Source organism: Klebsiella sp. 141198 (assembly GCF_050600785.1).
In the GTDB taxonomy this organism is placed as follows: Bacteria; Pseudomonadota; Gammaproteobacteria; order Enterobacterales; family Enterobacteriaceae; genus Klebsiella; species Klebsiella aerogenes.
Genome location: NZ_JAQIRM010000010.1, coordinates 46,889 through 73,232 on the forward strand (window position 1 = coordinate 46,889; position 26,344 = coordinate 73,232).

Here is a 26,344-nt window from a genome sequence, read left to right on the forward strand (position 1 = left end):
AGTAGATAATGCAGTTCTCTAAAATGCATGGCCTCGGCAACGACTTCATGGTTGTTGATGCGGTAACGCAGAATGTTTTCTTCTCACCGGAGCTGATTCGTCGCCTGGCGGATCGGCATCTTGGTGTCGGCTTCGACCAGCTGTTGGTTGTCGAGCCGCCGTACGATCCCGATCTGGACTTCCACTACCGTATCTTCAATGCTGACGGTAGCGAAGTCTCGCAGTGCGGCAACGGCGCGCGCTGCTTCGCCCGCTTTGTCCGTTTAAAAGGCCTGACCAATAAACGTGATATCCGCGTGAGCACCGCCAACGGTCGTATGGTATTAAGCGTAACGGAAGATGATCTGGTGCGCGTTAACATGGGTGAGCCGAATTTCGAACCTTCTCAGGTCCCGTTCCGCGCCAACAAAGCGGAAAAGACCTATATTATGCGCGCGGCTGAACAGACAGTATTGTGCGGCGTCGTCTCAATGGGCAACCCGCACTGCGTGATTCAGGTCGATAACGTGGATACCGCTGCGGTGGAAACCCTCGGTCCGGTGATGGAAAGCCACGAACGTTTTCCGGAACGCGCCAATATCGGCTTTATGCAGGTAGTGGAACGCTCTCATATTCGTCTGCGCGTCTATGAACGCGGCGCAGGTGAAACGCAGGCCTGCGGCAGCGGCGCCTGTGCGGCGGTGGCGGTCGGTATCCAACAAGGATTACTCGCCGAAGAGGTACGCGTGGAATTGCCAGGCGGGCGTCTCGACATCGCCTGGAAAGGTCCGGGTCAACCGTTGTATATGACTGGCCCGGCGGCACACGTCTACGACGGATTTATTCATCTATGAAACAGATCGGGGAAGAACAGCAGGAACTCGCCACAGCGCTCGACGACAGCGCGGTAGTAGATTATCTGCTGCAAAATCCTGAGTTCTTTATTCGTAATGCGGCGCAGGTAGAGCATATCCGCGTCCCGCATCCGGTGCGTGGCACCATCTCGCTGGTAGAGTGGCATATGCTGCGGGCGCGTAACCATATCAACGTGTTGGAAGAGAACATGACGCTGCTGATGGAACAGGCGACGGCCAATCAAAGCCTGTTTCAGCGCCTGTTCCATCTGCAGACGCGTCTGGCGTCCGCCGATAGCCTGGATGAAATGCTCAACCGCTTTCATCGTTGGGCGCGCGAGCTGGGCCTGGCAGGTGCGACGGTGCGCCTGTTTCCGGACAGCTGGCATCTCGGCGCGCCGTCTAAATTCACCCATCTGGCGTTGAGCCGGCAGGCGTTCGAACCCATTCGTATCCAGCGGCTGGGCCAGGCTCGTCACTATCTTGGGCCGCTGAATGGGCCAGAGCTGCTGGTGGTGTTGCCGGATGCGAAAGCTATCGGCTCGGTGGCGATGTCGCTACTGGGCGATGATGACGCGCCGGGGGTGATGTTTTTCAGCAGCCGCGATCCGCAGCATTATCAGCTAGGCCAGGGGACGCAGCTACTGCAGGAGATCGCCCGTATGCTGCCCGGCCTGCTGGAGCGCTGGATTGAACGCGCATGACCGACTCCCCGCTATTCGCCTGCGTCGACCGCTTCCTGCGCTATCTCGGCGTTGAGCGCCAGCTTAGCCCGATTACGCTCACGAATTACCAGCGTCAGCTGGAAGCGCTGATCGCGCTGGCGGATGATGCTGGCTTAAAAAGCTGGCAGCAGTGTGACGCCGCTCAGGTACGTAGCTTTGCCGTGCGCAGCCGCCGCGCGGGCTTAGGGCCGGCCAGCCTGGCGCTGCGGCTTTCCGCCCTGCGTAGTTTCTTCGACTGGATGGTCAGCCAGGGCGAGTTAGCGGCTAACCCGGCGAAGGGGATTGCGGCGCCAAAAATTCCCCGCCATTTGCCGAAAAATATCGACGTTGATGATGTGAATCGGCTGCTGGATATCGACCTCAACGACCCGCTCGCGGTGCGCGACCGGGCGATGCTGGAAGTGATGTACGGCGCGGGGCTGCGTCTTTCTGAGCTAGTTAACCTTGATATTAAGCACCTTGATCTTGAGTCAGGGGAAGTGTGGGTGATGGGGAAAGGCAGCAAAGAGCGCCGCCTGCCAATTGGACGCAACGCGGTGGCGTGGATCGAACACTGGCTGGATTTGCGCGGCTTGTTCGGCGGCGATGACGATGCGCTGTTCTTGTCGAAGCTGGGTAAGCGCATTTCAGCGCGCAACGTGCAGAAGCGGTTTGCCGAGTGGGGAATCAAGCAGGGGCTCAATAGCCACGTGCATCCGCATAAGTTGCGGCACTCTTTCGCGACGCATATGCTGGAGTCGAGCGGCGATCTGCGCGGCGTGCAGGAGCTGCTGGGGCATGCCAATCTCTCCACCACCCAAATCTATACTCATCTCGATTTTCAACACCTTGCCTCGGTGTACGATGCCGCGCATCCGCGCGCTAAACGGGGGAAATAATGCGTTTTTACCGACCTCTGGGCCCGATCTCCGCGCTGACGTTCGACCTGGATGACACCCTTTACGATAACCGCCCGGTGATTGACCGGACGATGCAGGAATCGCTGACGTTTGTGCGCAATTACCATCCGGCGCTGAGCCAGTTTGATGCCCATGCGCTTAATCAGCTGCGACAAACGCTATTGTCCTCAGAACCTGAGATTTATCATGACGTCACCGTCTGGCGCCACCGCGCGCTGGAGTTAGGGATGCGTAACGCCGGGCTCTCCGCCGCCGAGGCGAAAGCCGGCGCCGATGCGGCGATGGAAAACTTCGCCCACTGGCGCAGCCGCGTCGATGTGCCGCAGGAGACGCACGATACGCTGGCGAAGCTGGCGCAGAAATGGCCGCTGGTGGCTATCACCAACGGTAACGCCCAGCCGGAACTGTTCGGCCTGAACGACTATTTCCGTTTCGTGCTGCGCGCGGGTCCGGATGGCCGCTCCAAGCCGTTTGCCGATATGTACCATCTGGCGGCGGAGCGTCTGGATTTGCCGCTCGGGCAGATTCTGCACGTCGGCGATGATCTGACCACCGACGTAGCTGGCGCTATTCGCTGTGGAATGCTGGCCTGCTGGATCAAGCCGCAGGACGCCTCGCTGATGAAAACCGCCGATAGCCGCCTGCTGCCGCATATTGAAATTTCACGGTTGGCATCTCTGACCTCGCTGATATAATCACCAGTAACTCTGTATATATTAACAGGGGTTCGTGGAACCCCTTCTCTTCCGGCGGTGCCAATGGACGTTTCTTACCTGCTCGACAGCCTTAATGACAAACAGCGTGAAGCCGTAGCGGCCTCGCGCACCAATATGCTGGTTCTGGCAGGGGCGGGCAGTGGTAAGACGCGCGTACTGGTGCACCGTATCGCCTGGCTGCTGAGCGTAGAGAACTGCTCGCCGTATTCCATTATGGCGGTGACCTTTACCAACAAAGCGGCGGCGGAAATGCGCCACCGTATCGGCCAACTGATGGGCACCACCCAGGGCGGTATGTGGGTCGGCACCTTCCACGGCCTGGCCCATCGCCTGCTACGCGCCCATCATCTGGATGCCAACCTGCCGCAGGATTTCCAAATCCTCGATAGCGAAGACCAGCTACGCCTGCTGAAGCGCCTGATTAAGGCGATGAACCTGGATGAGAAGCAATGGCCGCCGCGTCAGGCGATGTGGTACATCAACAGCCAAAAAGATGAAGGGCTGCGCCCGCACCATATTCAGAGCTACGGCAACCCGGTCGAACAAACCTGGCAGAAGGTGTATCAGGCCTATCAGGAAGCCTGCGATCGCGCCGGGCTGGTGGACTTCGCCGAGCTGCTGCTGCGCGCGCACGAACTGTGGCTGAACAAACCGCATATCCTGCAGCACTACCGCGAGCGCTTCACCAATATTCTTGTCGACGAATTCCAGGATACCAACAACATTCAATATGCCTGGATCCGCCTGCTGGCAGGCGATACCGGCAAAGTGATGATTGTCGGCGATGATGATCAGTCGATTTACGGCTGGCGCGGCGCGCAGGTCGAAAACATTCAGCGCTTCCTTAATGACTTCCCCGGCGCGGAAACCATCCGCCTGGAGCAAAACTACCGTTCGACCAGCAATATTCTCAGCGCGGCTAACGCCCTGATTGAAAACAACAACGGGCGGTTGGGCAAAAAACTGTGGACCGACGGTGCCGACGGTGAGCCCATTTCGCTGTACTGCGCCTTCAACGATCTCGATGAAGCGCGTTTCGTCGTTAACCGAATTAAAACCTGGCAGGAGAACGGCGGAGCGCTGGAGCAGTGCGCCATTCTCTATCGTAGTAACGCCCAGTCGCGCGTGCTGGAAGAGGCGCTGCTGCAGGCCAGCATGCCTTATCGTATCTACGGCGGCATGCGCTTCTTCGAACGTCAGGAAATCAAAGATGCGCTCTCTTATCTGCGCCTGATTGCCAACCGCAACGATGACGCGGCGTTTGAGCGTGTGGTCAATACGCCTACCCGCGGCATCGGCGATCGTACTCTGGATGTGGTGCGCCAGACCTCGCGCGATCGTCAGCTGACGCTGTGGCAGGCCTGCCGCGAGCTGCTGAAAGAGAAAGCGCTGGCTGGCCGCGCTGCCAGCGCGCTGCAGCGCTTTATGGAGCTTATCGACGCGCTGGCGCAGGAAACCGCCGATATGCCATTGCATGTCCAGACTGACCGGGTCATTAAAGATTCCGGCCTGCGTATGATGTACGAGCAGGAGAAAGGCGAGAAGGGCCAGACCCGTATCGAAAACCTGGAAGAACTGGTGACGGCGACGCGCCAGTTCAGCTACAACGAAGAAGATGAAGATCTGATGCCGCTGCAGGCGTTCCTCTCCCACGCCGCGCTGGAAGCCGGCGAAGGGCAGGCGGATACCTGGCAGGATGCGGTACAGCTGATGACTCTGCACTCGGCGAAAGGGCTGGAGTTCCCGCAGGTGTTTATCGTCGGCGTTGAAGAGGGGATGTTCCCGAGCCAGATGGCGCTTGATGAGGGCGGTCGTCTGGAGGAAGAGCGTCGTCTGGCCTACGTCGGCGTGACGCGCGCGATGCAGAAACTGACGCTGACCTACGCCGAAACCCGTCGTTTGTACGGCAAAGAGGTTTACCATCGCCCATCGCGCTTTATCGGCGAGCTGCCGGAAGAGTGCGTGGAAGAGGTACGGCTGCGGGCGACGGTGAGCCGCCCGGTTAACCATCAGCGCCTCGGTACACCGGTGGCGGAGAACGATACCGGCTATAAGCTGGGCCAGCGGGTTCGGCATCCGAAGTTCGGCGAAGGCACCATCGTAAACCTTGAGGGCAGCGGTGAACATAGCCGGCTGCAGGTGGCATTCCAGGGGCAGGGAATTAAATGGCTGGTTGCCGCCTATGCCCGGCTGGAAACGGTGTAACTTTAAGAAAAATATAATTTTTTTGTAATAATCTGCTAGCCTTATATGCTAAAGGGCAGGATTTGCTCTTTAGCGTTCCCTTGCGTGTTGACGCCGTTTTGGCGCTGGCGTAACATGCGCGCACGATTACGCTAAGAGGACATTCGCCTTGGACACACCCAGTAGATGCTGGCTCAACTTCCTGTCATTCAGGAACAACTCCTAAGGCTATCCCCTTATGCCGATAGCCTTAGCGGTTGTCGGCGACTCGTCCTATCCCCGTCGCTCTGAGTCAGGCTTAATGGTCTGAAACCCAAATAGTTTCTGTGTGCCCATCGAACTGTCCGATAAATTTTTTGTATTGGGAGTCCCGGTCATGCTGAGCGCATTTCAACTGGAAAATAATCGTTTAACGCGCCTTGAGGCCGATGAGATCAAGCATCTTGCCAGCTCGGTGTGGGTCGATCTGGTCGAGCCAGACGATGACGAACGTAGCCGTGTGCAAACGGAGCTAGGCCAGAACCTGGCGACGCGCCCGGAACTGGAAGACATCGAAGCGTCAGCGCGTTTCTTTGAAGACGAAGATGGTTTACACATCCACTCCTTTTTCTTTTTCGAAGATGCTGACGATCACGCCGGCAACTCAACCGTGGCGTTTACTATCCGCGAAGGCCGCCTGTTTACCCTGCGCGAGCGTGAACTGCCCGCTTTTCGCCTGTACCGCATGCGCGTGCGTAACCAGACGCTGGTCGACGGCAACGCCTATGAGCTGCTGTTAGACCTGTTCGAGACCAAAATCGAACAGCTGGCGGATGAAATAGAAAACATCTACAGCGACCTGGAAAAGCTGAGCCGCGTGATTATGGAAGGCCATCAGGGCGACGAGTATGACGAAGCGCTGTCGACGCTGGCGGAACTGGAAGATATCGGCTGGAAGGTTCGCCTCTGTCTGATGGATACCCAGCGCGCGCTCAACTTCCTCGTGCGCAAGGCGCGTCTGCCGGCAGGCCAGCTGGAACAGGCGCGAGAGATCCTTCGAGATATCGAATCCCTGCTGCCGCACAACGAATCGCTGTTCCAGAAGGTGAACTTCCTGATGCAGGCGGCGATGGGCTTTATCAATATCGAGCAGAACCGCATTATCAAGATCTTCTCGGTGGTCTCAGTGGTGTTCCTGCCGCCGACGCTGGTGGCGTCCAGCTATGGGATGAACTTTGAGTTTATGCCGGAACTCCACTGGAGCTTTGGTTATCCGGGAGCCATCGTGTTTATGATGTTGGCCGGTCTGGCGCCGTATCTCTACTTCAAGCGTAAAAACTGGCTGTAGTTGTTGTGCCGGATGCGCTTCGCTTATCCGGGCCTACGTGTTGTGCTTTTGTAGGCCGGATAAGGCGTAGCCGACATCGGGTAATATCCTATCCCCGACGCCCCCGTCTTTGCGTATATACCGCATCCATCACGAATATCGCCAGCGCCACCCAGATAAAGGCGAAGGTTACCATTTTATCCGTGCCCGGCACTTCACCGTAGAACGTTACCGCCAGCAGGAACATCAGCGTCGGGCCGATGTACTGGAAAAAGCCCAACGTCGACAAGCGCAGGCGGGTCGCCGCGCCGGTGAAGCACAGCAGGGGGATGGTGGTTACCACGCCCGCGGCCATTAGCAGCAAATTGAGCGACCAGGGGTTGTCTCCCATATGGCTGGTTGGGCTATCGGTGATGCCGAAAAGCCAGATCGCCGCCACTGGCAGCAGCCATAGCGTTTCCACCAACATGCCGGTCTGCGCATCGACGGCGATTTTCTTACGTACCAGTCCGTAGAAGGCAAAGCTGAAGGCTAGCCCAAGGCCGATTACCGGCAGTGAGCCAAAGGTCCACAACTGCACCAGCACGCCGCAGAAGGCGAGGATCACCGCCAACCACTGCAGCCGACGAAAGCGTTCGCCGAGGAAAATCATCCCGAGCACGATATTAACCAGCGGGTTAATAAAGTAGCCGAGGCTGGCTTCCAGCATATGGTGGTTATTGACCGCCCAGATAAAGAGCAGCCAGTTGCCGCCGACCAGCACTGCAGAGAGCGCGAGCAGGAAGATCTTGCGCGGGGTTTTTAGCAGTTTTTTTACCTGCGGCCACTGGCGGCTGACGCTGATGAGCGCCACCATGAAAAAGAAAGACCAGATCACGCGATGCGTGAGGATTTCATCGGCGGGAACGTAGTAAATAAGTTTGAAGTACGCCGGTGCGATACCCCAGATAAAATAGGCGGCCAGCGCCAGCATAACGCCCAGCCGCGTTTGTTTTGCGTCCATTGGTAGAATCCATTGCCAAAGAGAGCGATGTTACTCGATCTGCGGCAATCAACCCACCATATAGGTGGCCGTGGCGCTGGCGATATAAACCTGCTCTTCGTTATGCAGCTCGACGCGGGCCACCGCGACTTTGTTTCCAGCGCGCAGCAGGCTGCTGGTGGCGGTAAAGCGCTCGCCGCGGCCAGGGCGTAAGTAATCGACGCGCAAATCGATAGTTCCCATCCGCGAGAGGCGCTGGCGCAGCTCTTCTTCATTGATAGTGTCATGGCGAGTCAGGGTGCTGCCGACGCAGACCAGCCCAGCGGCGACATCCAGCGCAGAGGCGATAACGCCGCCGTGCAGGATACTCTGTGCCCAGTTGCCAACCATCATCGGCTGATTATTAAAGCTGAGCTGGGCAAATTCCTTTTCATAACGCTCCAGCTCAAGCCCCAGCGCGCGGTTAAAAGGCATGTGATAAACAAAAATCTCTCCCACCAGCTTTAGCGCGGCGGCGGCGGTCAGTTCAGACATAGCAGAGGTCCATTTCGTTAATGAAATGTTGATTTTATGCTTCAAAAATATTGATTTCCACTTTCGGAGGCGATAACGCAGCGGGAGGTGGATAAATAGGTAGAATGGCAGCAGGACAAAACATTAAATAAGAACCCTTCTTCAGGAGAACAGTAATGCGTATCTCTTTAGCCTGGCTGCTGGCGCTTAGCGCGCTGCCGGCGGGCGTTCTGGCGCAGGACGCGCCGATTGAACAATCCGTTCATGACAAACCCGCGGTACGGGGCAGTATTATCGCCAACCTGCTGCAGGACCATGATAATCCGTTCCTGCTTTATCCTTATGAGAGCAACTATCTGCTCTATACGTGGACCAGCGATCTCAATAAAGAGGCTATTCGTAGTTACGACTGGGCAGATGACGCGCGTAAGGATGAGGTGAAGTTCCAGCTCAGCCTGGCATTCCCGTTATGGCGCGGCATTCTCGGCGATAATTCGCTGCTTGGCGCCTCCTATACGCAAAAATCCTGGTGGCAGCTCTCTAACAGTAAAGGCTCGGCGCCGTTTCGCGAAACTAACTACGAGCCTCAGCTCTTCCTTGGCTTCGCGACGGATTATGAGTTTGCCGGCTGGACCTTGCGCGATATCGAAGTCGGCTATAACCACGACTCTAACGGCCGTTCCGATCCAACGTCACGTAGCTGGAACCGCCTGTATACTCGCCTGATGGCGCAAAACGGTAACTGGCTGGTTGAAGTGAAGCCGTGGTATGTGGTCGGCAGCACCGATGATAACCCGGATATTACGAAATACATGGGGTACTACCGCCTGAAGATTGGCTACCAGCTGGGGGAAGCTATTTTTAGCGCTCAGGGGCAATATAACTGGAATACGGGCTACGGCGGCGCGGAAATCGGGGTCAGTTACCCTATTACCAAACACGTGCGCGCCTATACTCAGGTGTACAGCGGTTATGGCGAGTCGCTCATCGACTATAACTTCAATCAGACGCGGGTCGGCGTCGGCGTGATGCTCAACGATCTGTTTTAATCGTTGCACTCTGGCTCTCAGGCGCTGAAAATAGCGCCTGTTTTCTTTTCAGGCGGATGGGGTCAACGTGGCACAGGCGGAAGTATTAAATCAGGAATCGCTGGCTAAGCAGGTTTTACAAGAGACCTTCGGCTACCAGCAGTTCCGCCCGGGCCAGGAATCGATCATCGCCACGGCGCTGGAAGGCCGCGATTGCCTGGTGGTGATGCCGACCGGCGGCGGTAAGTCGCTGTGCTATCAGGTGCCTGCATTGGTGCTAGGCGGCCTGACGGTTGTCGTGTCGCCGCTGATTTCGCTGATGAAAGACCAGGTCGATCAGCTGCTGGCTAACGGCGTCGCCGCGGCTTGTCTTAACTCGACTCAGAGCCGCGAGCAGCAGCAAGAGGTGATGGCGGGGTGCCGCAGCGGGCAGATTCGTCTGCTGTATATCGCGCCGGAACGCCTGATGCTGGACAACTTCCTGGAGCATCTGAGCCACTGGAACTTAGCGATGCTGGCGGTGGATGAGGCGCACTGTATCTCGCAGTGGGGCCATGATTTCCGCCCGGAATATGCCGCGTTGGGCCAGCTGCGTCAGCGGATGCCGCATATTCCGTTTATGGCGCTCACCGCCACCGCGGATGACACCACCCGCCGCGATATTGTTCGCCTGCTGGGGCTTAACGATCCGCTGATTCAGGTCAGTAGCTTCGATCGCCCCAATATCCGCTATATGCTGATGGAGAAATTTAAGCCGCTCGATCAGTTGATGCGATACGTCCAGGATCAGCGCGGTAAATCAGGGATTATCTACTGCAACAGCCGTTCTAAAGTTGAAGACACCGCCGCCAGGCTGCAAAGCCGCGGCATCAGCGCGGCGGCCTACCATGCTGGCCTGGAAAATGATATTCGTGCCGACGTGCAGGAGAAATTCCAGCGTGACGATCTGCAGATCGTGGTGGCGACGGTGGCCTTCGGTATGGGCATTAACAAGCCGAACGTCCGCTTTGTGGTGCACTTTGATATCCCGCGCAATATTGAATCCTATTATCAGGAAACCGGCCGCGCCGGGCGTGACGGCCTGCCGGCGGAAGCGATGCTGTTTTACGATCCGGCGGATATGGCGTGGCTGCGCCGCTGCCTGGAGGAGAAGCCCGCCGGGCCGCTGCAGGATATTGAACGTCATAAGCTGAATGCGATGGGCGCCTTCGCCGAAGCGCAGACCTGTCGCCGTTTGGTGCTGCTGAACTATTTTGGCGAAGGGCGCCAGGAGCCGTGCGGCAACTGTGATATCTGCCTTGACCCGCCAAAGCAGTACGATGGCTTAATGGACGCGCGCAAGGCGCTTTCAACTATTTACCGGGTGAATCAACGCTTCGGGATGGGCTACGTGGTTGAAGTACTCCGCGGCGCCAACAATCAGCGCATCCGCGACCTGAACCACGATAAACTGCCGGTTTACGGTATTGGTCGCGAGCAGAGCCACGAGCACTGGGTGAGCGTGATTCGCCAGTTAATCCACCTCGGACTGGTGACGCAAAATATTGCCCAGCACTCCGCGCTGCAGCTCACCGAGGCCGCGCGTCCGGTACTGCGCGGTGAAGTCCCGCTGCAGCTCGCCGTGCCGCGTATCGTGGCGCTAAAACCGAAAGCGATGCAGAAATCCTTCGGCGGCAATTACGACCGCAAGCTGTTTGCCAAGCTGCGTAAATTACGTAAAGCGATCGCCGACGAGGAGAACATCCCGCCATACGTCGTCTTTAACGACGCGACGCTTATTGAGATGGCCGAACAGTCGCCGCTTACCGCCGGGGAGATGCTTAGCGTCAACGGCGTGGGGACTCGCAAGCTTGAGCGCTTCGGTAAAGAATTCATGGCGCTGATACGTGCTCATGTCGATGGCGATGATGAGTAGTCAGCCGCGGGAAAAGGTGCCAGAATAGTTTCCTTCTTCACTATTTCCCTGCGAGTTAAACATGTTGATGCTTTTTCTCACCGTGGCGCTGGTGCACATCATTGCGCTAATGAGTCCAGGGCCGGATTTTTTCTTCGTTTCGCAAACCGCGGTGAGCCGCTCGCGCAAAGAGGCGATGATGGGCGTGCTGGGGATCACCGGCGGCGTGATGGTCTGGGCGGGCGTCGCGCTGCTCGGCTTGCATCTGATTATCGAGAAAATGGCCTGGCTGCATACGTTGATTATGGTCGGCGGTGGGCTGTATCTGTGCTGGATGGGCTATCAAATGCTGCGCGGCGCGCTGAAGAAAAACGACATTGTTGCGGCGGAACCGCAGGTTGAGCTGGCGCGTAGCGGGCGCAGTTTCCTGAAGGGCCTGCTGACTAACCTCGCCAACCCGAAAGCGATTATCTACTTCGGATCGGTTTTCTCGCTGTTCGTTGGCGATAGCATTGGCGCCGGGGCGCGTTGGGGAATTTTCCTGCTGATCGTCCTTGAAACGCTGGCGTGGTTCACCATCGTAGCCAGCCTCTTCGCACTGCCGAAAATGCGCCGCGGCTATCAGCGGATGGCAAAGTGGATAGACGGCATCGCAGGAACCCTGTTTGCCGGTTTCGGCATTCATCTGATTATTTCGCGCTAACTCATAATGCGATTATCCACCCGGTTGGTTGCCGGGTGGGGCAGACATTAGTGACGAAGGCGCTGTAGTTCATCCCTGGTCAAACCGGTCATTTCCAGGATGGCATCGTCATCCATGCCGCGATTGAGCATCGCTGCGGCGACCTGTAAAAGGGCCTGTAGTTTTCCTTCTTTGATGCCTTCTTTAATACCTTCTTTAATACCTTTCTCTCTGCCTTCTGCGAGCCACGTTTCTGCCAGAGTCATTAGCATTCCTCCATGCTGCGGCACACGCTGTGCCAGCTTATATTCAGGCGTGACGGGCGGAAGCGAGCAGCGCACCCACCAGCATAAACAGCGAACCAAACACTTTATTCAGCGCCTTCATCTGCTTCGGACCTTTAATCCAGGCCGCAATGCGCTGCGCCAGCGTCGCGTAACCGATCATCACAATGATATCGACTACGATAGTGGTGACGCCGAGTACCAGGTACTGCATCACCTGCGGCTGATGCGGCACGATGAACTGGGGAAACAGTGCGGCGAGGAAGACGATACTTTTTGGGTTGGTCAGATTGACGAACACCGCGCGTTTATAGAGCTTACCGCGGCTTTGAGTTCGCGCCAGCGTATTCAGGTCGATTGAACCCGCCGCCCGCCATTGCTGAATCCCCAGCCAGATAAGATAGGCCGCGCCCGCCCATTTCAACACTTCAAATGCCAGTACCGAGCGTGAGAAGAGCGTGCCCAAACCGACGCCGACCAGCACGATATGAATGGCCAACCCGGTTTGCAGGCCGGCAATAGAGGCCGCCGCGCCGCGATAGCCGTGGTTGATGGATGTGGTCATGGTATTGATCGCGCCGGAACCCGGCGACAGGCTGAGAATGATTGATGTCAGCAGATAAGCGAACCACCACTCGAAGGTCATGAGAATCTCCCTGATTGTCTATTTTTATGCCACAATACGCTATTGCATCAGCATTGTGCGATGTGCGACAAAAAAACGATTTTCAGCGGTTAACAGGGGTGTAAACCCGATGTTTGGGCAGCAAAAGGACTGGGACACACGAGAAAACGCGTTTGCGGCCTTTACCATGGGGCCGCTGACGGATTTTTGGCATCAGCGGGAAGAAGCTGAATTTACGGGCGTCGATAAGGTTCCGGTACGCTTTGTGCGCTTTTGTGCCGCAAATAACGACCGGCTGGTGGTCATTTGCCCCGGCCGCATCGAAAGCTACGTGAAGTACGCCGAACTAGCCTACGATCTCTTCCACAGCGGCTTTGACGTGATGATTATCGATCACCGCGGTCAGGGTCGCTCCGGTAGGTTGCTGTCTGATACCCACCGCGGTCATGTTGTGCGCTTTAGCGATTATGTTGACGATCTGGCTGCGCTTTGGCAGCAGGAAGTGGTTCCCGGCCACTGGCGTAAACGTTTTATTCTCGCCCACTCGATGGGCGGCGCCATTGCCACGCTGTTCTTGCAGCGTCACCGGCAGCATTGTGACGCCATTGCCTTGTGCGCGCCAATGTTTGGCATCATCATGCGCCTGCCTGACTGGATGGTGCGCCATATTCTCGACTGGGCTGAGGGCCATCAGCGTATTCGCGAAGAGTATGCCATCGGTACGGGCCGCTGGCGGGCGCTGCCGTTTTCGCTCAATGTATTGACTCATAGCCGCCAGCGCTATCGTCGCAACCTGCGTTTTTATGCTGACGATCCGCGGCTACGCGTTGGCGGGCCAACCTATCACTGGGTGCGTGAAGGTATTCTGGCCGGTGAAGAGATATTGTCCGGCGTCGAGAAAGACACGACTCCGACGTTATTGATTCAGGCTGAGGATGAAAGGGTGGTCGATAATCTGATGCACGACCGCTATTGTGAACTCCGTTCCGCTGCCGGGCACCCTTGTGAAGGCGATAAGCCGCTCGTTATTGAAGGGGCATATCACGAGATCCTTTTTGAAAAGGACGCTATGCGCTCAGTCGCGCTAAATGCCATCGTCGATTTTTTCAATCGACATACTTAATCCGACGATAGATCTCGTCGCCCTGCTTAGAGGTTAAATTTTTTATGTACCAGGTTGTTGCGTCTGATTTAGATGGCACGCTGCTTTCCCCCGACCATTTCCTCACCCCTTATGCCAAAGAGACGCTGAAGCTACTCACCGCACGCGGGATAAATTTCGTCTTCGCCACTGGCCGCCACTACATCGATGTGGGGCAGATCCGCGATAATCTCGGCATTAAGTCGTACATGATCACCTCTAACGGCGCGCGGGTACATGATAGTGAAGGAAAACAAATCTTCGCCCATAACCTCGACCGCGATATCGCCAGCGATTTGTTTGAGATGGTGCGTAACGATGTGAAGATTGTGACCAACGTCTATCGTGAAGATGAATGGTTTATGAATCGCCATCGCCCGGAAGAAATGCGCTTCTTCAAAGAGGCGGTATTCAACTACAAGCTTTATGAACCGGGCGAGCTGGATGCGGATGGCATCAGCAAAGTTTTCTTCACCTGTGAAGATCATGAACATTTGCTGCCGCTTGAGCAGGCTATCAACGCGCGCTGGGGCGACCGCGTCAATGTGAGTTTCTCCACGCTAACTTGTCTTGAAGTAATGGCCGGCGGTGTTTCGAAGGGACATGCGCTGGAGGCCGTCGCGAAAATGCTCGGCTACAGCCTCAAGGAGTGTATCGCCTTTGGCGACGGCATGAACGACGCCGAGATGCTGTCGATGGCCGGTAAAGGCTGCATTATGGCAAACGCCCATCAGCGGTTGAAGGATTTGCATCCGGAGCTGGAAGTGATCGGCAGCAACGCCGACGATGCCGTACCGCATTACCTGCGCAAGTTGTATCTCGATTGATAAACATTGACGACTGACTAATAAGTGGTCAGTCGTCAACCCTTCTCTCCGCTACAATGCCTGTTCTTTATTCAATGAGACGACCGTTGTGGCGCTTTTAATTATCACCACTATCCTGTGGGCCTTTTCGTTTAGTCTGATTGGCGAATACCTTGCCGGTAGCGTCGATAGCTATTTTTCCGTGCTGATGCGCGTGGGCCTGGCAGCGCTGGTGTTCCTGCCTTTCTTGCGTACGCGCGGCCAGTCTCCGCGTACCATCGTGCTCTATATGCTAGTGGGGGCAATGCAGCTTGGCATTATGTATTTGCTGGCTTTCCGCGCCTATCTCTATCTGACGGTGTCGGAATTTCTGTTGTTTACGGTCTTTACCCCGCTATATATCACCCTGATTTACGATCTGCTCAGCGGCCGTAAACTGCGCTGGGGCTATCTGCTTAGCGCGGCGTTGGCGGTGTTAGGGGCGGCGATCATCCGCTATGACAAAGTCAGCGATCATTTCTGGACCGGGCTATTGCTGGTGCAGTTGTCGAATATCTGCTTCGCCATCGGCATGGTGGGCTACAAGCGTTTGATGGAAGTCCGCCCGATGCCGCAACACAATGCTTTTGCCTGGTTCTATGCCGGCGCCTTTATTGTGGCGGTAGCGGCGTGGTTTATGCTGGGCAATCCGCAGAGGCTACCGACTACCGGCCTGCAGTGGGGAATCCTGGCCTGGCTTGGCGTGGTTGCTTCCGGATTGGGGTACTTCATGTGGAATTACGGCGCGACGCAGGTGGATGCCGGTACGTTGGGGATCATGAATAACGTTCACGTCCCCGCCGGGCTGCTGGTTAACCTTGCTATCTGGCAGGAGCAGCCTCACTGGCCGAGCTTTATCATTGGCGCGCTGGTAATCCTGGCTTCGCTATGGGTCCATCGCCGCTGGGTCGCTCCGCACTCCGTACAAACGGCAGATGATCGCAAGCGTGGTTCCGCGCTGAGCGAATAAATGCTTCTGTTACCGGCTGGCGTTGCTCGCCATCGCGCACCGCAGCGTACAGCCGGCTCCACAGTCCTTCTCCCAGGGTTTTGGTGACAATCAAACCCTGGCGTTCAAAACTTTCCACCACCCAGTGCGGCAGGGCGGCGATACCCATTCGCGCGGCAACCATCTGAATTAGCAGCAGCGTGTTATCGACGCTTTTCAACTGCGGGCTGATCCCCGCCGGTTGCAGGAAGTGGCGCCAGATGTCCAGTCGCCCGCGCTGTACCGGATAAATCAGTAACGTTTCCGCAGCTAGATCTTCCGGGGAGATGCGCGTTTTCGCCGCCAGCGGATGTTCCGGTGCTAACACCAGACGAACTTCATAATCAAACATCGGTGAATAGTGCAGACCGCTACGCGGTAAAATATCTGAGGTCATCACCAGATCGAGTTCACCCTGCTGCAGGGCTGGCTGCGGGTCAAAGGTGACGCCGGACTGAAAATCAACTTCCACCAGCGGCCAGCGGGCGCGGAAGCTTTCCAGCGCCGGGGTGAGCCATTGAATACAGCTATGGCACTCAATCGCCAGCCGCAGACGGGTTTGCTGTGGTTCGTTGCAATCCTGTAGCGCGCGAGCGATCTGCGGCAGCACCTGATTGGCCAACTGCAGCAGAATTTCTCCTTGCGGCGTGAAGCGTAGCGGCTGGCTTTTACGCACAAACAAACGGAAGCCAAGGCGCTGTTCCAGATCGCTAAACTGGTGGGACAGGGCCGACTGGGTTTGGTGCAGGGCCGCCGCCGCGCCCGCCAGCGAGCCGCTGTTCCGCAACGCCTGTAGCGTTTTCAGGTGTTTAATCTCGATCATGAATGTCCTTCACTTCGGCATGAATAATTTGCGCTTGAGGAATATACAGTACCTTTACATTATGGATGTGTAAACATCTGGATGGCTAAATGCAAAAAATTCCATAAGGGGCATAACATGACAATCCTCAATCACACCCTCGGTTTTCCTCGCGTTGGCCTTCGCCGCGAGCTGAAAAAAGCGCAAGAGAGCTACTGGGCGGGCAACGCCACGCGTGAAGAGCTGTTGGCGGTAGGTCGCGAACTTCGTGCTCGTCACTGGGAGCAGCAGAAACAGGCTGGCATTGATCTGCTGCCGGTGGGCGATTTTGCCTGGTACGACCATGTTCTGACCACCAGCCTGCTGCTGGGCAACGTGCCGGCTCGTCATCAGAACAAAGACGGCACCGTCGATATCGATACTCTGTTCCGCATTGGTCGCGGTCGCGCGCCGACCGGCGAACCCGCTGCCGCCGCGGAAATGACCAAGTGGTTCAATACCAACTATCACTACATGGTGCCGGAATTTGTCCAGGGCCAGCAGTTCAAGCTGAGCTGGACCCAACTGCTGGATGAAGTGGACGAAGCGCTAGCGCTGGGCCACAAGATTAAGCCTGTACTGCTGGGGCCGGTAACCTATCTGTGGCTGGGCAAAGTAAAAGGCGAACAGTTTGACCGTTTAAGCCTGCTGAACGATATCCTTCCGGTTTACCAGCAGGTACTGGGCGAGCTGGCGAAACGCGGCATTGAGTGGGTGCAGATTGATGAACCGGCGCTGGTGCTGGAGCTGCCGCAAGCATGGCTGGATGCCTTTAAACCGGCTTATGAGGCCCTGCAGGGGCAGGTAAAACTACTGCTGACCACCTATTTTGAAGGGATCGCCGACAACCTTGATGTTATCACCGCGCTGCCGGTACAGGGGCTTCACGTCGATCTGGTGCATGGCAAAGATGATGTTGCTGAACTACATAAACGCCTGCCGGCCGACTGGCTGTTATCCGCCGGGCTGATCAACGGTCGTAACGTCTGGCGCGCCGATCTCGCGGAAAAATATGCGCAAATTAAGGCGATTGTCGGTCAACGTGCGCTGTGGATCGCTTCATCCTGCTCGCTGTTGCATAGCCCGATCGATCTGAGCGTAGAGACCCGTCTTGATGCCGAAGTAAAAAGTTGGTTTGCTTTCGCCCTGCAGAAGTGCGGCGAACTGGCGCTGCTGCGCGATGCGCTGAACAGCGGTGATACGACGGCGATCGAGGCGTGGAGCGCGCCAATCCAGGCTCGTCGCCATTCGACTCGCGTACACAACGCGGCAGTGGAAAAACGGTTGGCGGCAATCACTGCTCAGGACAGCCAGCGCGCCAGCCCTTATGCCGAGCGCGCACAGGCGCAGCGCAAGCGCTTTAACCTGCCAGCATGGCCGACGACGACGATCGGTTCATTCCCGCAGACAACCGAAATTCGTACCCTGCGGCTGGATTTCAAAAAAGGTAACCTCGACGCCAGCCATTATCGGACGGGTATTGCCGAACATATTAAGCAGGCGATCGTCGAACAAGAACGTCTGGGTTTAGACGTGCTGGTGCATGGAGAAGCCGAGCGTAACGACATGGTGGAGTATTTCGGTGAGCATCTGGACGGTTTCATCTTCACGCAAAACGGTTGGGTGCAAAGCTATGGCTCTCGCTGCGTGAAGCCGCCGGTGGTTATCGGCGACGTCAGCCGTCCGCAGGCGATCACCGTCGAATGGGCGAAGTACGCGCAGTCTCTTACCGACAAGCCGGTCAAAGGCATGTTGACCGGTCCGGTGACCATTCTGTGCTGGTCCTTCCCGCGCGAAGATGTCAGCCGTGAAACCATCGCGAAACAGATTGCGCTGGCGCTGCGCGATGAAGTGGCGGATCTGGAGGCGGCCGGTATCGGTATTATTCAGATTGATGAACCGGCGCTACGCGAAGGTCTGCCGCTGAAGCGCAGCGACTGGGATGCTTATCTACAGTGGGGTGTAGAAGCTTTTCGCATCAACGCCGCGGTTGCTAAGGATGACACCCAGATTCATACCCACATGTGTTATTGCGAGTTCAATGACATCATGGATTCTATCGCCGCGCTGGATGCCGACGTCATCACCATTGAAACCTCGCGTTCTGACATGGAACTGCTGGAGTCGTTTGAAGAGTTCGAATATCCAAACGAAATCGGCCCAGGCGTTTATGATATTCACTCGCCAAACGTACCGAGCGTGGAGTGGATTGAAGGGTTGCTGGAGAAGGCCGCGCAACGTATCCCGGCGGAGCGCTTGTGGGTTAACCCGGACTGCGGCCTGAAAACTCGCGGCTGGCCGGAAACCCGCGCCGCGCTGGCGAACATGGTGCAAGCGGCGCAGAATCTGCGCGAATCAGCCTGATAGATAGGCGGAAAACAACAGAGGAGGCCACGGCCTCCTCTTTTCATGTATCAGGCGAGTTACCCTTTTTTACCGCCATATTGAGCAAACCAGGCCAGCATTCGCTGCCAGCCGTCTTTGGCTGACTCTTCGTGATAGCTGGCGCGATAGTCGGCGTTAAAAGCGTGATCGGCCTCGGGATAGACCACGATCTCGGCGTTCGCATTCGCCGCCCGCAGCGCCTGGCGCATGGTCTCGACGGTATCCTGCGGAATGCTGGCGTCTTTAGCGCCGTACAGGCCAAGTACCGGCGCGTTGAGGTCGACGGCGATATCCACCGGGTGTTTTGGCGAATTCAGCGATTTTTCTCCCACCAGTTTGCCATACCAGGCGACGCCTGCCTTCAACTGCGGGTTATGCGCGGCATACAGCCAGGTGATGCGACCGCCCCAGCAGAAACCGGTGATCAGCAGACGATGGGCATCGCCGCCGTGGCGTGCCGCCCAACTGGCGACGTGGTCGAGATCCGCCAGCACCTGCGCGTCAGGCACCTTAGTGACCAGTTCTTTGAACAGAGTAGGGATATCGTTGTACTCATTCGGATCGCCCTGGCGGAAGTAGAGTTCTGGCGCAATCGCCAAATAGCCTTCCTGCGCCAGGCGGCGGCACAGATCGCGAATATGCTCATGTACGCCGAAAATTTCCTGCACCACGATAACGATCGGCAGCGGGCCGTCGGCGTTTTTCGGGCGGGCGTGATAGGCCGGCATATTCTCGCCCTGCGATGGGATCGAGGTTTCTCCGGCGACAATATGCTCATCCGACGTATGGACGGCGGTAGAGGCGTGCGGCGAGGCTGCAGGTGCGAATCCGGGTTGCTTGGTTGTGGTCATGGTATTCTCCGTACCCTTATTTATTAGCGCATCGATAAATATAGACTCTTAGACTGAACGTTAATAAAGCACAGTGCCTGAAAGCGGCTATCTTTTGTTCTGTGACCGCGAATATAACTTGTTAATGTGATGTGAATCACTATTTGTTGAAAAACAAATGCAATCATTGTTATGCATGGTGACCATCATCACAAAAATAAGCGAGTGGCTTCTGTAAAGTACCCTTTTGCTTCTGCTGATACTTCGACCCACAGAGGAGTTTTTTATGTCCAAGTCTGATGTTTTTCATCTCGGCCTCACTAAGAACGATTTACAAGGGGCTACGCTGGCTATCGTCCCTGGCGATCCGGAGCGTGTGGAAAAGATCGCCGCGCTGATGGATAAGCCGGTTAAGCTGGCATCACATCGTGAATTTACCTCCTGGCGCGCTGAGCTGGACGGCAAACCGGTGATTGTTTGCTCCACCGGTATCGGCGGCCCGTCGACCTCTATCGCCGTGGAAGAGCTGGCGCAACTGGGAGTTCGTACCTTCCTGCGTATCGGCACCACCGGCGCGATTCAGCCGCATATCAATGTTGGCGATGTACTGGTGACGACCGGTTCTGTCCGTCTGGACGGCGCCAGCCTGCACTTTGCGCCGATGGAGTTCCCGGCCGTTGCTGACTTCGCCTGTACCACCGCGCTGGTGGAAGCGGCGAAATCAATCGGCGCGACTACGCATATCGGCGTGACTGCTTCCTCTGATACCTTCTATCCAGGCCAGGAGCGTTACGACACCTTCTCCGGCCGCGTCGTGAGCCGTTTCAAAGGCTCGATGGAAGAGTGGCAGGCAATGGGCGTCATGAACTATGAAATGGAATCCGCTACGCTGCTGACCATGTGCGCCAGCCAGGGCCTGCGCGCAGGGATGGTGGCAGGGGTTATCGTCAACCGTACCCAGCAAGAGATCCCTAACGCCGAAACCATGAAGCAAACCGAAAGCCACGCGGTAAAAATCGTTGTGGAAGCGGCGCGCCGTCTGCTGTAGTTCTTCTCTCTTTCTGACAGGGCCGGATCTTCCGGCCCTTCTTTTTTGCGTAGCGCCTCGCAGGAAAATCCTTTTCAACTGGACGTTTGTACAGCACAATTCTATTTTTGTGTCGTAAGTGGTTGCCGGGGAGGCGTTGTGGATATCTCTATTGTGATAAGCGCCGTGGTGGCGCTGGCGGCAGGATTAATCGTTGGCTGGCTGGCGACAAAAGCCCGTGCCGATCAAATCCGTGCCGATCTCATTGAAGAGCGCCGCGAGCTGGATATCGAACTTAGCGCCGCACGTCAGCAGCTGGTGCAGGAATCGCACTGGCGCGATGAGTGCGAACTTCTCAACAACGAGCTGCGCAGCCTACGTGATATCAATACCTCGCTGGAGGCCGACCTGCGTGAAGTGACCACCCGTCTGGAATCTACACAGCTGCATGCCGAAGATAAAATCCGCCAGATGGTCAACAGCGAGCAGCGCCTGAGCGAGCAGTTTGAAAATCTGGCGAACCGCATATTCGAACACAGCAACCGCCGGGTTGATGAACAAAATCGCCAGAGCCTGCATGGCCTGCTGACGCCGCTGCGTGAACAGCTCGACGGCTTTCGTCGCCAGGTGCAGGATAGCTTCGGCCAGGAGGCGCGTGAGCGCCACACGCTGGCGCACGAAATCCGCAACCTGCAACAGCTGAACGCACAGATGGCGCAAGAGGCATTGAACCTGACGAAAGCGCTGAAGGGCGATAACAAAACCCAGGGCAACTGGGGAGAAGTGGTGCTAACCCGCGTGCTGGAGGCCTCCGGCCTGCGCGAAGGCTATGAGTATCAAACTCAGGTGAGCATCGAAACCGATAACCGATCGCGGATGCAGCCGGATGTTATCGTGCGTCTGCCGCAGGGCAAAGACGTGGTTATCGACGCCAAAATGACCCTTGTCGCCTATGAGCGTTATTTCAACGCTGAGGATGATTACACCCGCGAAGCGGCGCTGCAGGAGCATATTGCCTCGGTGCGTAATCACATTCGCCTGCTGGGGCGTAAAGATTACCAACAACTGCCAGGGTTACGTTCGCTCGATTATGTGCTGATGTTCATCCCCGTTGAGCCAGCGTTCCTGCTGGCCATCGACCGTCAACCTGAGCTTATCAGCGAGGCGCTGAAGAACAATATTATGCTGGTTAGCCCGACAACCCTGCTGGTGGCGTTGCGCACCATCGCCAACTTGTGGCGCTATGAGCATCAAAGCCGTAATGCGCAGAAAATCGCCGAGCGCGCCGGGCGCCTGTATGACAAGATGCGACTGTTTGTCGACGATATGTCAGCCATTGGTCAAAGCCTTGATAAAGCCAAGGATAACTATCGCCAGGCGATGAAAAAGCTCGCCTCGGGGCGCGGCAACCTGCTGGTTCAGGCCGAGTCATTCCGTGGCCTGGGAGTCGAGGTTAAGCGCGGGATTAATCCTGATTTAGTCGAGCAGGCCACGGCGCAGGATGACGAATACCGCCTTGAGGAAGATGAAAATTCACCGCAGGAAGATGTGCTTAGCGCCGATTCCGCGCCTGCAGCGAGAGCAAACGAGCACGTCAGGCCAAGCTGAAACGTATGGGAAATGGCCTGAATCTGTTACACTCGCTGAACATTTTCTTGATAAGTAAGCGGGCATAGAGATGGTTGAGGATTCACAAGAAACAACGCATTTTGGCTTTCAAACGGTAGCCAAAGAGCAGAAGGCGGACATGGTGGCGCATGTATTCCATTCTGTCGCTGCAAAATATGATGTGATGAACGACTTAATGTCGTTCGGGATTCATCGCTTGTGGAAGCGCTTCACCATCGACTGCAGCGGCGTGCGTCGCGGGCAAACCGTGCTGGATTTAGCGGGCGGCACCGGCGACCTGACGGCGAAGTTTTCCCGTCTGGTGGGCGAAACCGGCCGCGTAATGCTTGCCGATATCAATGACTCGATGCTCAAAATGGGCCGCGAAAAACTGCGTAACATCGGTATTGTCGGTAACGTCGAATACGTTCAGGCCAACGCTGAAGCGCTGCCGTTTGCGGATAACACCTTTGACTGCATCACCATCTCCTTTGGCCTGCGTAACGTTACCGATAAAGACAAAGCGCTCCGTTCAATGTACCGCGTGCTGAAACCGGGCGGACGTTTGCTGGTTCTGGAGTTCTCCAAACCGATTCTCGAACCACTGAGCAAAGCCTACGACGCTTATTCCTTCCACGTGCTGCCGAAAGTCGGCGAACTGGTGGCAAACGATGCGGAAAGCTATCGCTATCTGGCGGAATCCATCCGCATGCATCCCGATCAGGACACCCTGAAAGGCATGATGCAGGAGGCGGGTTTTGAAAGCGTCGACTACTACAACCTGACGGCAGGTATTGTCGCGCTACACCGCGGCTATAAGTTCTGACAGGAGGGACGCTATGCCTTTCGCACCACTGGTTACCGCTGGCATCGAAACGGTTCTTAATACTTTTCTCTGGCGCGACCGCGCGCTTAAACCGGCGCGTCAACGCCTGCTGGGGAAAGTGCTGCGCGTAGAGCTCAAAGAGCTGTCGGCGCCTGTCGTGCTGGCCTTTAGCGAGCAGCAAATCGACGTGCTCGGCGCGTGGGAAGGCGAAGCTGACTGTACCGTGATAACCCGCCTGAGCGTGCTGCCGCAGTTGCGTAACCGCCAACAACTGACCGCGCTGATTCGCAGCGGCGATCTGGAAGTACAGGGCGACCTGCAGGTTGTGCAGAACATGGTCGCGCTTTGCGATCTGGCGGAGTTCGACCCGGCAGAGCTACTGGCGCCATATACCGGCGACATCGTCGCTGAAGGGGTTGGCAAGGTGCTTCGCGGCGGCGCGCGCTTCCTGCTGCAGGGCGCGAAAAGCCAGCAGCGCTACGTCGCTGAAGCGATTACCGAAGAGTGGCGACTGGCGCCGGGGCCGTTAGAGATGGCCTGGTTTGCTGAAGAGTCCGCCGCTGTAGAACGCGCGCTGGCCGCACTGGAAAAACGGCTGGAAACGCTGGAGGGCAAATGACGCCAGGAGAATTACGGCGCCTGTATTTTATCATCCGCACCTTTTTGAGTTACGGGCTTGATGAGCTCATTCCCAAAATGCGTATCACGTTGCCGCTGCGCATCTGGCGGCGAATGCTGTTCTGGATGCCGAATCGCCACAAAGATAAACCGCTGGGTCAACGCTTACGCCTGGCGCTGCAGGAACTGGGCCCGGTGTGGATTAAGTTCGGCCAAATGCTCTCCACCCGCCGCGACCTGTTCCCGCCGCAAATCGCCGATCAACTAGCGCTGCTGCAGGATCGCGTCGCGCCTTTCGATGGCAAACTGGCTAAACAACAGATCGAACAAGCGATGGGCGGTTTGCCCATTGAAGCCTGGTTCGATGATTTCGCCATTGAGCCGCTCGCTTCCGCCTCCATTGCCCAGGTCCATACCGCGCGCCTGAAAGACAACGGTAAAGAGGTCGTCATCAAGGTCATCCGCCCGGATATCTTGCCGGTAATTAAAGCGGACATGAAATTAATCTACCGCCTGGCGCGCTGGGTGCCTCGTCTGCTGCCGGATGGTCGCCGTTTGCGTCCGCAGGAAGTCGTCCGCGAGTATGAAAAAACGCTGATGGACGAGCTGAACCTGTTACGCGAGTCGGCTAACGCTATTCAGCTACGACGCAATTTCGAAGACAGCCCAATGCTATACGTGCCGGAAGTCTATTCCGATTACTGCAGCGAAGGCATGATGGTGATGGAGCGGATCTACGGTATTCCGGTTTCCGATGTCGCCGCGCTGGAAGCCCAGGGTACCAACATGCAGTTGCTCGCGGAGCGTGGGGTGCAGGTCTTCTTTACCCAGGTGTTCCGCGACAGCTTTTTCCATGCGGATATGCATCCGGGTAATATTTTCGTTAGCTACGATCATCCACATGACCCGCAATATATCGGTATCGACTGCGGTATCGTCGGCTCGCTGAACAAAGACGATAAGCGCTATCTGGCAGAAAACTTTATCGCTTTCTTCAACCGCGATTATCGTAAGGTTGCCGAGCTGCACGTCGATTCCGGCTGGGTGCCGCCGGATACCAACGTTGAAGAGTTTGAGTTTGCGATTCGTACCGTGTGCGAGCCCATCTTTGAAAAGCCGCTGGCGGAAATCTCCTTCGGCCACGTATTGCTGAATCTGTTTAACACCGCGCGGCGTTTCAATATGGAAGTACAGCCGCAGCTGGTTTTGCTTCAGAAGACATTACTTTACGTAGAAGGGGTAGGTCGTCAGCTCTATCCTCAGTTAGACTTGTGGAAAACGGCGAAGCCTTTCCTCGAGTCGTGGATTAAGGATCAGGTCGGTATTCCCGCGCTGGTGCGTGCGTTTAAAGAAAAAGCGCCGTTCTGGATTGAAAGGATGCCGGAAATTCCTGAGCTGGTGTACCAAAGCCTGCAGCAGAGCAAACAGCTGCAGACCAGCGTCGATACTATCGTGCGCGACTTCCAGGTGCGTCACGTGCGCCAGGGGCAGTCCCGCTATCTGTTTGGTATAGGCGCCGTTTTGCTTTTAAGCGGTACGCTGTTATTTATCCACCGCCCGGAGTGGGGCATGATGCCAGGCTGGCTGATGGCCGGCGGCGTCGTGACCTGGCTTATTGGTTGGCGAAAAACGCGCTGACAGGTTTCGCGTTTATTCTGGCGCATTGATTCTTGCGCGAAGTCATGTGAGCGGCCTGACAAAGAGGCGTCTCACCGGATGACGTGTATAATGCGCTCTCATCATTCATCATCTGTCATAGGGGAACGTGTATGGGTGGTATCAGTATTTGGCAGTTATTAATTGTTGTCGTCATCGTAGTTCTGCTTTTCGGGACGAAGAAGCTGAGCTCGCTGGGTTCGGATTTAGGCGCATCGATCAAGGGCTTTAAAAAAGCGATGAGCGATGATGAGAAATCTGATAAATCCTCAGCCGATGCAGATTTTGCAGCGAAAACTATCGCTGATAAACAAGATGATGCGAAAAAAGACGAGACAAAACGCCACGACAAAGAGCAGGTGTAATTCGTGTTCGATATCGGTTTTAGTGAACTATTGCTGGTGTTCGTGATTGGCCTCATCGTATTGGGGCCACAGCGACTACCCGTCGCCGTCAAAACGGTGGCCAGCTGGATCCGTACGTTGCGCTCGCTGGCGACCACCGTACAAAATGAGCTTGCCCAGGAGCTAAAACTGCAGGAGTTTCAGGAGAGCCTGAAGAAGGTGGAGAAGGCCAGCCTGGATAATCTGACTCCGGAGCTCAAAGCCTCGATGGATGAACTGCGCGAAGCGGCCGAATCCATGAAGCGTTCCTATACCGCCCACGATCCTGAAAAGGCCAGCGACGAAGCGAACACCATCCATAATCCGGTCGTCAAAGGTAGCGAAGCGCAGCGCCAGGATGTCACACCGGCAACGGCGGAACATCAGGTCAGCGCCCCGGCACATACGCCGGAGCCCGTTGCCGAGGAGCCATCCGTTTCGCCGGCTGAAGTCCCGGCGGTTAAGGAAAATGCCGCCGCGGCAGTGCCAGATTCTTCCCCCGCATCGAGTGATAAAGCGTAAAAA

Annotated in this window: 26 protein-coding genes and 1 pseudogene; 21 read left to right on the top strand and 6 right to left on the bottom strand. The window is 56.4% G+C overall.

Features of this window, described 5'->3' with window-relative positions:
• Nucleotides 1-8: 8 nt before the first annotated feature.
• From dapF to corA, 7 genes are all read left to right on the top strand, one after another.
• Complete coding sequence (gene dapF / locus PGR10_RS24350) at nucleotides 9-833, top strand: diaminopimelate epimerase (protein WP_015703982.1); 825 nt, start codon at nucleotides 9-11, stop codon at nucleotides 831-833.
• Nucleotides 830-1,537 carry a DUF484 domain-containing protein gene (locus PGR10_RS24355; protein WP_087858701.1) on the top strand — a complete coding sequence of 236 codons (708 nt, stop codon included), beginning with the start codon at nucleotides 830-832 and terminating at the stop codon, nucleotides 1,535-1,537. The genes dapF and PGR10_RS24355 overlap by 4 nt, the downstream gene beginning before the upstream one ends.
• Nucleotides 1,534-2,436 carry a tyrosine recombinase XerC gene (gene xerC / locus PGR10_RS24360; protein WP_045395583.1) on the top strand — a complete coding sequence of 301 codons (903 nt, stop codon included), beginning with the start codon at nucleotides 1,534-1,536 and terminating at the stop codon, nucleotides 2,434-2,436. Before PGR10_RS24355 ends, xerC begins: the two co-directional genes overlap by 4 nt.
• On the top strand, nucleotides 2,436-3,152 hold the full coding sequence (gene yigB / locus PGR10_RS24365; protein WP_430924246.1) for a 5-amino-6-(5-phospho-D-ribitylamino)uracil phosphatase YigB: 717 nt from the start codon (nucleotides 2,436-2,438) through the stop codon (nucleotides 3,150-3,152). The genes xerC and yigB overlap by 1 nt, the downstream gene beginning before the upstream one ends.
• Before the next feature lie 63 nt (nucleotides 3,153-3,215).
• The gene (uvrD, locus tag PGR10_RS24370; RefSeq protein WP_015368861.1) at nucleotides 3,216-5,378 is read left to right on the top strand and encodes a DNA helicase II; all 2,163 of its coding nucleotides are present in this window, start codon (nucleotides 3,216-3,218) and stop codon (nucleotides 5,376-5,378) included.
• Nucleotides 5,379-5,526: 148 nt separating this feature from the next.
• The gene (gene ysgD / locus PGR10_RS24375) at nucleotides 5,527-5,583 is read left to right on the top strand and encodes a YsgD/CorL family protein (protein WP_349815745.1); all 57 of its coding nucleotides are present in this window, start codon (nucleotides 5,527-5,529) and stop codon (nucleotides 5,581-5,583) included.
• A 150-nt stretch (nucleotides 5,584-5,733) separates the two neighbouring features.
• Entirely contained in the window at nucleotides 5,734-6,684 is a 951-nt protein-coding gene (gene corA, locus PGR10_RS24380; RefSeq protein WP_002883400.1) for a magnesium/cobalt transporter CorA, read from the top strand.
• Between the two features lie 88 nt (nucleotides 6,685-6,772).
• Here corA and rarD read toward each other — a convergent pair whose 3' ends face one another.
• Nucleotides 6,773-7,666 (bottom strand): EamA family transporter RarD, encoded by an 894-nt coding sequence (gene rarD / locus PGR10_RS24385; protein WP_015368860.1) that lies wholly within the window; start codon nucleotides 7,664-7,666, stop codon nucleotides 6,773-6,775.
• Nucleotides 7,667-7,714: 48 nt separating this feature from the next.
• Nucleotides 7,715-8,179, bottom strand: a complete 465-nt coding sequence (yigI, locus tag PGR10_RS24390; RefSeq protein ID WP_004097567.1) for an acyl-CoA thioesterase YigI — start codon at nucleotides 8,177-8,179, stop codon at nucleotides 7,715-7,717.
• Nucleotides 8,180-8,334: 155 nt separating this feature from the next.
• Here yigI and pldA point away from each other — a divergent pair, with 155 nt between their 5' ends.
• From pldA to rhtC, 3 genes are all read left to right on the top strand, one after another.
• Nucleotides 8,335-9,207 (top strand): phospholipase A, encoded by an 873-nt coding sequence (gene pldA / locus PGR10_RS24395; RefSeq protein WP_087858698.1) that lies wholly within the window; start codon nucleotides 8,335-8,337, stop codon nucleotides 9,205-9,207.
• Between the two features lie 67 nt (nucleotides 9,208-9,274).
• Complete coding sequence (recQ, locus tag PGR10_RS24400; protein WP_015368858.1) at nucleotides 9,275-11,101, top strand: ATP-dependent DNA helicase RecQ; 1,827 nt, start codon at nucleotides 9,275-9,277, stop codon at nucleotides 11,099-11,101.
• A gap of 61 nt (nucleotides 11,102-11,162) precedes the next feature.
• Nucleotides 11,163-11,783: a threonine export protein RhtC gene (gene rhtC / locus PGR10_RS24405; protein WP_087858696.1), complete on the top strand. Its 621-nt coding sequence runs from the start codon at nucleotides 11,163-11,165 to the stop codon at nucleotides 11,781-11,783.
• A 47-nt stretch (nucleotides 11,784-11,830) separates the two neighbouring features.
• Here the strand turns inward: rhtC and PGR10_RS24410 are convergent.
• Together PGR10_RS24410 and rhtB are read right to left on the bottom strand one after the other, a co-directional pair.
• Nucleotides 11,831-12,070: pseudogene (locus tag PGR10_RS24410) on the bottom strand (ISNCY family transposase); the annotation flags it as partial.
• Between the two features lies 1 nt (nucleotide 12,071).
• Nucleotides 12,072-12,692 (bottom strand): homoserine/homoserine lactone efflux protein, encoded by a 621-nt coding sequence (gene rhtB, locus PGR10_RS24415; protein WP_015368855.1) that lies wholly within the window; start codon nucleotides 12,690-12,692, stop codon nucleotides 12,072-12,074.
• Between the two features lie 109 nt (nucleotides 12,693-12,801).
• Here rhtB and pldB point away from each other — a divergent pair, with 109 nt between their 5' ends.
• The 3 genes from pldB to PGR10_RS24430 all read left to right on the top strand — a co-directional run bounded on the left by pldB (nucleotide 12,802) and on the right by PGR10_RS24430 (nucleotide 15,627).
• Nucleotides 12,802-13,794, top strand: coding sequence for a lysophospholipase L2 (pldB, locus tag PGR10_RS24420; RefSeq protein WP_045378727.1), 993 nt, complete (start codon nucleotides 12,802-12,804; stop codon nucleotides 13,792-13,794).
• Between the two features lie 44 nt (nucleotides 13,795-13,838).
• Nucleotides 13,839-14,639, top strand: a complete 801-nt coding sequence (gene yigL / locus PGR10_RS24425; RefSeq protein WP_015368853.1) for a sugar/pyridoxal phosphate phosphatase YigL — start codon at nucleotides 13,839-13,841, stop codon at nucleotides 14,637-14,639.
• 88 nt (nucleotides 14,640-14,727) lie between these two features.
• Nucleotides 14,728-15,627 carry a carboxylate/amino acid/amine transporter gene (locus tag PGR10_RS24430; RefSeq protein ID WP_430924248.1) on the top strand — a complete coding sequence of 300 codons (900 nt, stop codon included), beginning with the start codon at nucleotides 14,728-14,730 and terminating at the stop codon, nucleotides 15,625-15,627.
• On the opposite strand, the gene metR is transcribed toward PGR10_RS24430, so the two are convergent.
• Nucleotides 15,515-16,468, bottom strand: coding sequence for an HTH-type transcriptional regulator MetR (gene metR / locus PGR10_RS24435; RefSeq protein ID WP_015703991.1), 954 nt, complete (start codon nucleotides 16,466-16,468; stop codon nucleotides 15,515-15,517). The genes PGR10_RS24430 and metR overlap by 113 nt on opposite strands.
• 117 nt (nucleotides 16,469-16,585) lie before the next feature.
• Between metR and metE the strand changes: the two genes are divergently transcribed.
• Complete coding sequence (metE, locus tag PGR10_RS24440; protein ID WP_430924249.1) at nucleotides 16,586-18,850, top strand: 5-methyltetrahydropteroyltriglutamate--homocysteine S-methyltransferase; 2,265 nt, start codon at nucleotides 16,586-16,588, stop codon at nucleotides 18,848-18,850.
• A 59-nt stretch (nucleotides 18,851-18,909) separates the two neighbouring features.
• Here metE and PGR10_RS24445 read toward each other — a convergent pair whose 3' ends face one another.
• Nucleotides 18,910-19,722 carry a dienelactone hydrolase family protein gene (locus PGR10_RS24445; RefSeq protein ID WP_063414943.1) on the bottom strand — a complete coding sequence of 271 codons (813 nt, stop codon included), beginning with the start codon at nucleotides 19,720-19,722 and terminating at the stop codon, nucleotides 18,910-18,912.
• A gap of 265 nt (nucleotides 19,723-19,987) precedes the next feature.
• Between PGR10_RS24445 and udp the strand changes: the two genes are divergently transcribed.
• The 7 genes from udp to tatB all read left to right on the top strand — a co-directional run bounded on the left by udp (nucleotide 19,988) and on the right by tatB (nucleotide 26,341).
• Nucleotides 19,988-20,749: a uridine phosphorylase gene (gene udp / locus PGR10_RS24450; protein ID WP_004181652.1), complete on the top strand. Its 762-nt coding sequence runs from the start codon at nucleotides 19,988-19,990 to the stop codon at nucleotides 20,747-20,749.
• A 138-nt stretch (nucleotides 20,750-20,887) separates the two neighbouring features.
• A complete protein-coding gene (rmuC, locus tag PGR10_RS24455; RefSeq protein ID WP_430924250.1) occupies nucleotides 20,888-22,336 on the top strand; it encodes a DNA recombination protein RmuC in 1,449 nt (482 codons plus the stop codon).
• Between the two features lie 70 nt (nucleotides 22,337-22,406).
• Nucleotides 22,407-23,162, top strand: a complete 756-nt coding sequence (ubiE, locus tag PGR10_RS24460) for a bifunctional demethylmenaquinone methyltransferase/2-methoxy-6-polyprenyl-1,4-benzoquinol methylase UbiE (protein ID WP_015368847.1) — start codon at nucleotides 22,407-22,409, stop codon at nucleotides 23,160-23,162.
• Nucleotides 23,163-23,175: 13 nt separating this feature from the next.
• On the top strand, nucleotides 23,176-23,781 hold the full coding sequence (ubiJ, locus tag PGR10_RS24465) for a ubiquinone biosynthesis protein UbiJ (RefSeq protein WP_032713803.1): 606 nt from the start codon (nucleotides 23,176-23,178) through the stop codon (nucleotides 23,779-23,781).
• Entirely contained in the window at nucleotides 23,778-25,418 is a 1,641-nt protein-coding gene (gene ubiB / locus PGR10_RS24470; RefSeq protein ID WP_015368845.1) for a ubiquinone biosynthesis regulatory protein kinase UbiB, read from the top strand. The genes ubiJ and ubiB overlap by 4 nt, the downstream gene beginning before the upstream one ends.
• 131 nt (nucleotides 25,419-25,549) lie before the next feature.
• The gene (gene tatA, locus PGR10_RS24475; RefSeq protein ID WP_015368844.1) at nucleotides 25,550-25,801 is read left to right on the top strand and encodes a Sec-independent protein translocase subunit TatA; all 252 of its coding nucleotides are present in this window, start codon (nucleotides 25,550-25,552) and stop codon (nucleotides 25,799-25,801) included.
• A gap of 3 nt (nucleotides 25,802-25,804) precedes the next feature.
• Complete coding sequence (tatB, locus tag PGR10_RS24480) at nucleotides 25,805-26,341, top strand: Sec-independent protein translocase protein TatB (protein WP_430924251.1); 537 nt, start codon at nucleotides 25,805-25,807, stop codon at nucleotides 26,339-26,341.
• Nucleotides 26,342-26,344: the final 3 nt, after the last annotated feature.

What these genes read in the sequence shown, in the direction of transcription:
- dapF (WP_015703982.1), top strand. Translation starts at nt 9, where the DNA reads ATGCAGTTCTCTAAAATGCATGGCCTCGGCAACGACTTCATGGTTGTT.
- PGR10_RS24355 (WP_087858701.1), top strand. Translation starts at nt 830, where the DNA reads ATGAAACAGATCGGGGAAGAACAGCAGGAACTCGCCACAGCGCTCGAC.
- xerC (WP_045395583.1), top strand. Translation starts at nt 1,534, where the DNA reads ATGACCGACTCCCCGCTATTCGCCTGCGTCGACCGCTTCCTGCGCTAT.
- yigB (WP_430924246.1), top strand. Translation starts at nt 2,436, where the DNA reads ATGCGTTTTTACCGACCTCTGGGCCCGATCTCCGCGCTGACGTTCGAC.
- uvrD (WP_015368861.1), top strand. Translation starts at nt 3,216, where the DNA reads ATGGACGTTTCTTACCTGCTCGACAGCCTTAATGACAAACAGCGTGAA.
- corA (WP_002883400.1), top strand. Translation starts at nt 5,734, where the DNA reads ATGCTGAGCGCATTTCAACTGGAAAATAATCGTTTAACGCGCCTTGAG.
- rarD (WP_015368860.1), bottom strand. Translation starts at nt 7,666, where the DNA reads ATGGACGCAAAACAAACGCGGCTGGGCGTTATGCTGGCGCTGGCCGCC.
- yigI (WP_004097567.1), bottom strand. Translation starts at nt 8,179, where the DNA reads ATGTCTGAACTGACCGCCGCCGCCGCGCTAAAGCTGGTGGGAGAGATT.
- pldA (WP_087858698.1), top strand. Translation starts at nt 8,335, where the DNA reads ATGCGTATCTCTTTAGCCTGGCTGCTGGCGCTTAGCGCGCTGCCGGCG.
- rhtC (WP_087858696.1), top strand. Translation starts at nt 11,163, where the DNA reads ATGTTGATGCTTTTTCTCACCGTGGCGCTGGTGCACATCATTGCGCTA.
- rhtB (WP_015368855.1), bottom strand. Translation starts at nt 12,692, where the DNA reads ATGACCTTCGAGTGGTGGTTCGCTTATCTGCTGACATCAATCATTCTC.
- pldB (WP_045378727.1), top strand. Translation starts at nt 12,802, where the DNA reads ATGTTTGGGCAGCAAAAGGACTGGGACACACGAGAAAACGCGTTTGCG.
- yigL (WP_015368853.1), top strand. Translation starts at nt 13,839, where the DNA reads ATGTACCAGGTTGTTGCGTCTGATTTAGATGGCACGCTGCTTTCCCCC.
- metR (WP_015703991.1), bottom strand. Translation starts at nt 16,468, where the DNA reads ATGATCGAGATTAAACACCTGAAAACGCTACAGGCGTTGCGGAACAGC.
- metE (WP_430924249.1), top strand. Translation starts at nt 16,586, where the DNA reads ATGACAATCCTCAATCACACCCTCGGTTTTCCTCGCGTTGGCCTTCGC.
- PGR10_RS24445 (WP_063414943.1), bottom strand. Translation starts at nt 19,722, where the DNA reads ATGACCACAACCAAGCAACCCGGATTCGCACCTGCAGCCTCGCCGCAC.
- udp (WP_004181652.1), top strand. Translation starts at nt 19,988, where the DNA reads ATGTCCAAGTCTGATGTTTTTCATCTCGGCCTCACTAAGAACGATTTA.
- ubiE (WP_015368847.1), top strand. Translation starts at nt 22,407, where the DNA reads ATGGTTGAGGATTCACAAGAAACAACGCATTTTGGCTTTCAAACGGTA.
- ubiJ (WP_032713803.1), top strand. Translation starts at nt 23,176, where the DNA reads ATGCCTTTCGCACCACTGGTTACCGCTGGCATCGAAACGGTTCTTAAT.
- ubiB (WP_015368845.1), top strand. Translation starts at nt 23,778, where the DNA reads ATGACGCCAGGAGAATTACGGCGCCTGTATTTTATCATCCGCACCTTT.
- tatA (WP_015368844.1), top strand. Translation starts at nt 25,550, where the DNA reads ATGGGTGGTATCAGTATTTGGCAGTTATTAATTGTTGTCGTCATCGTA.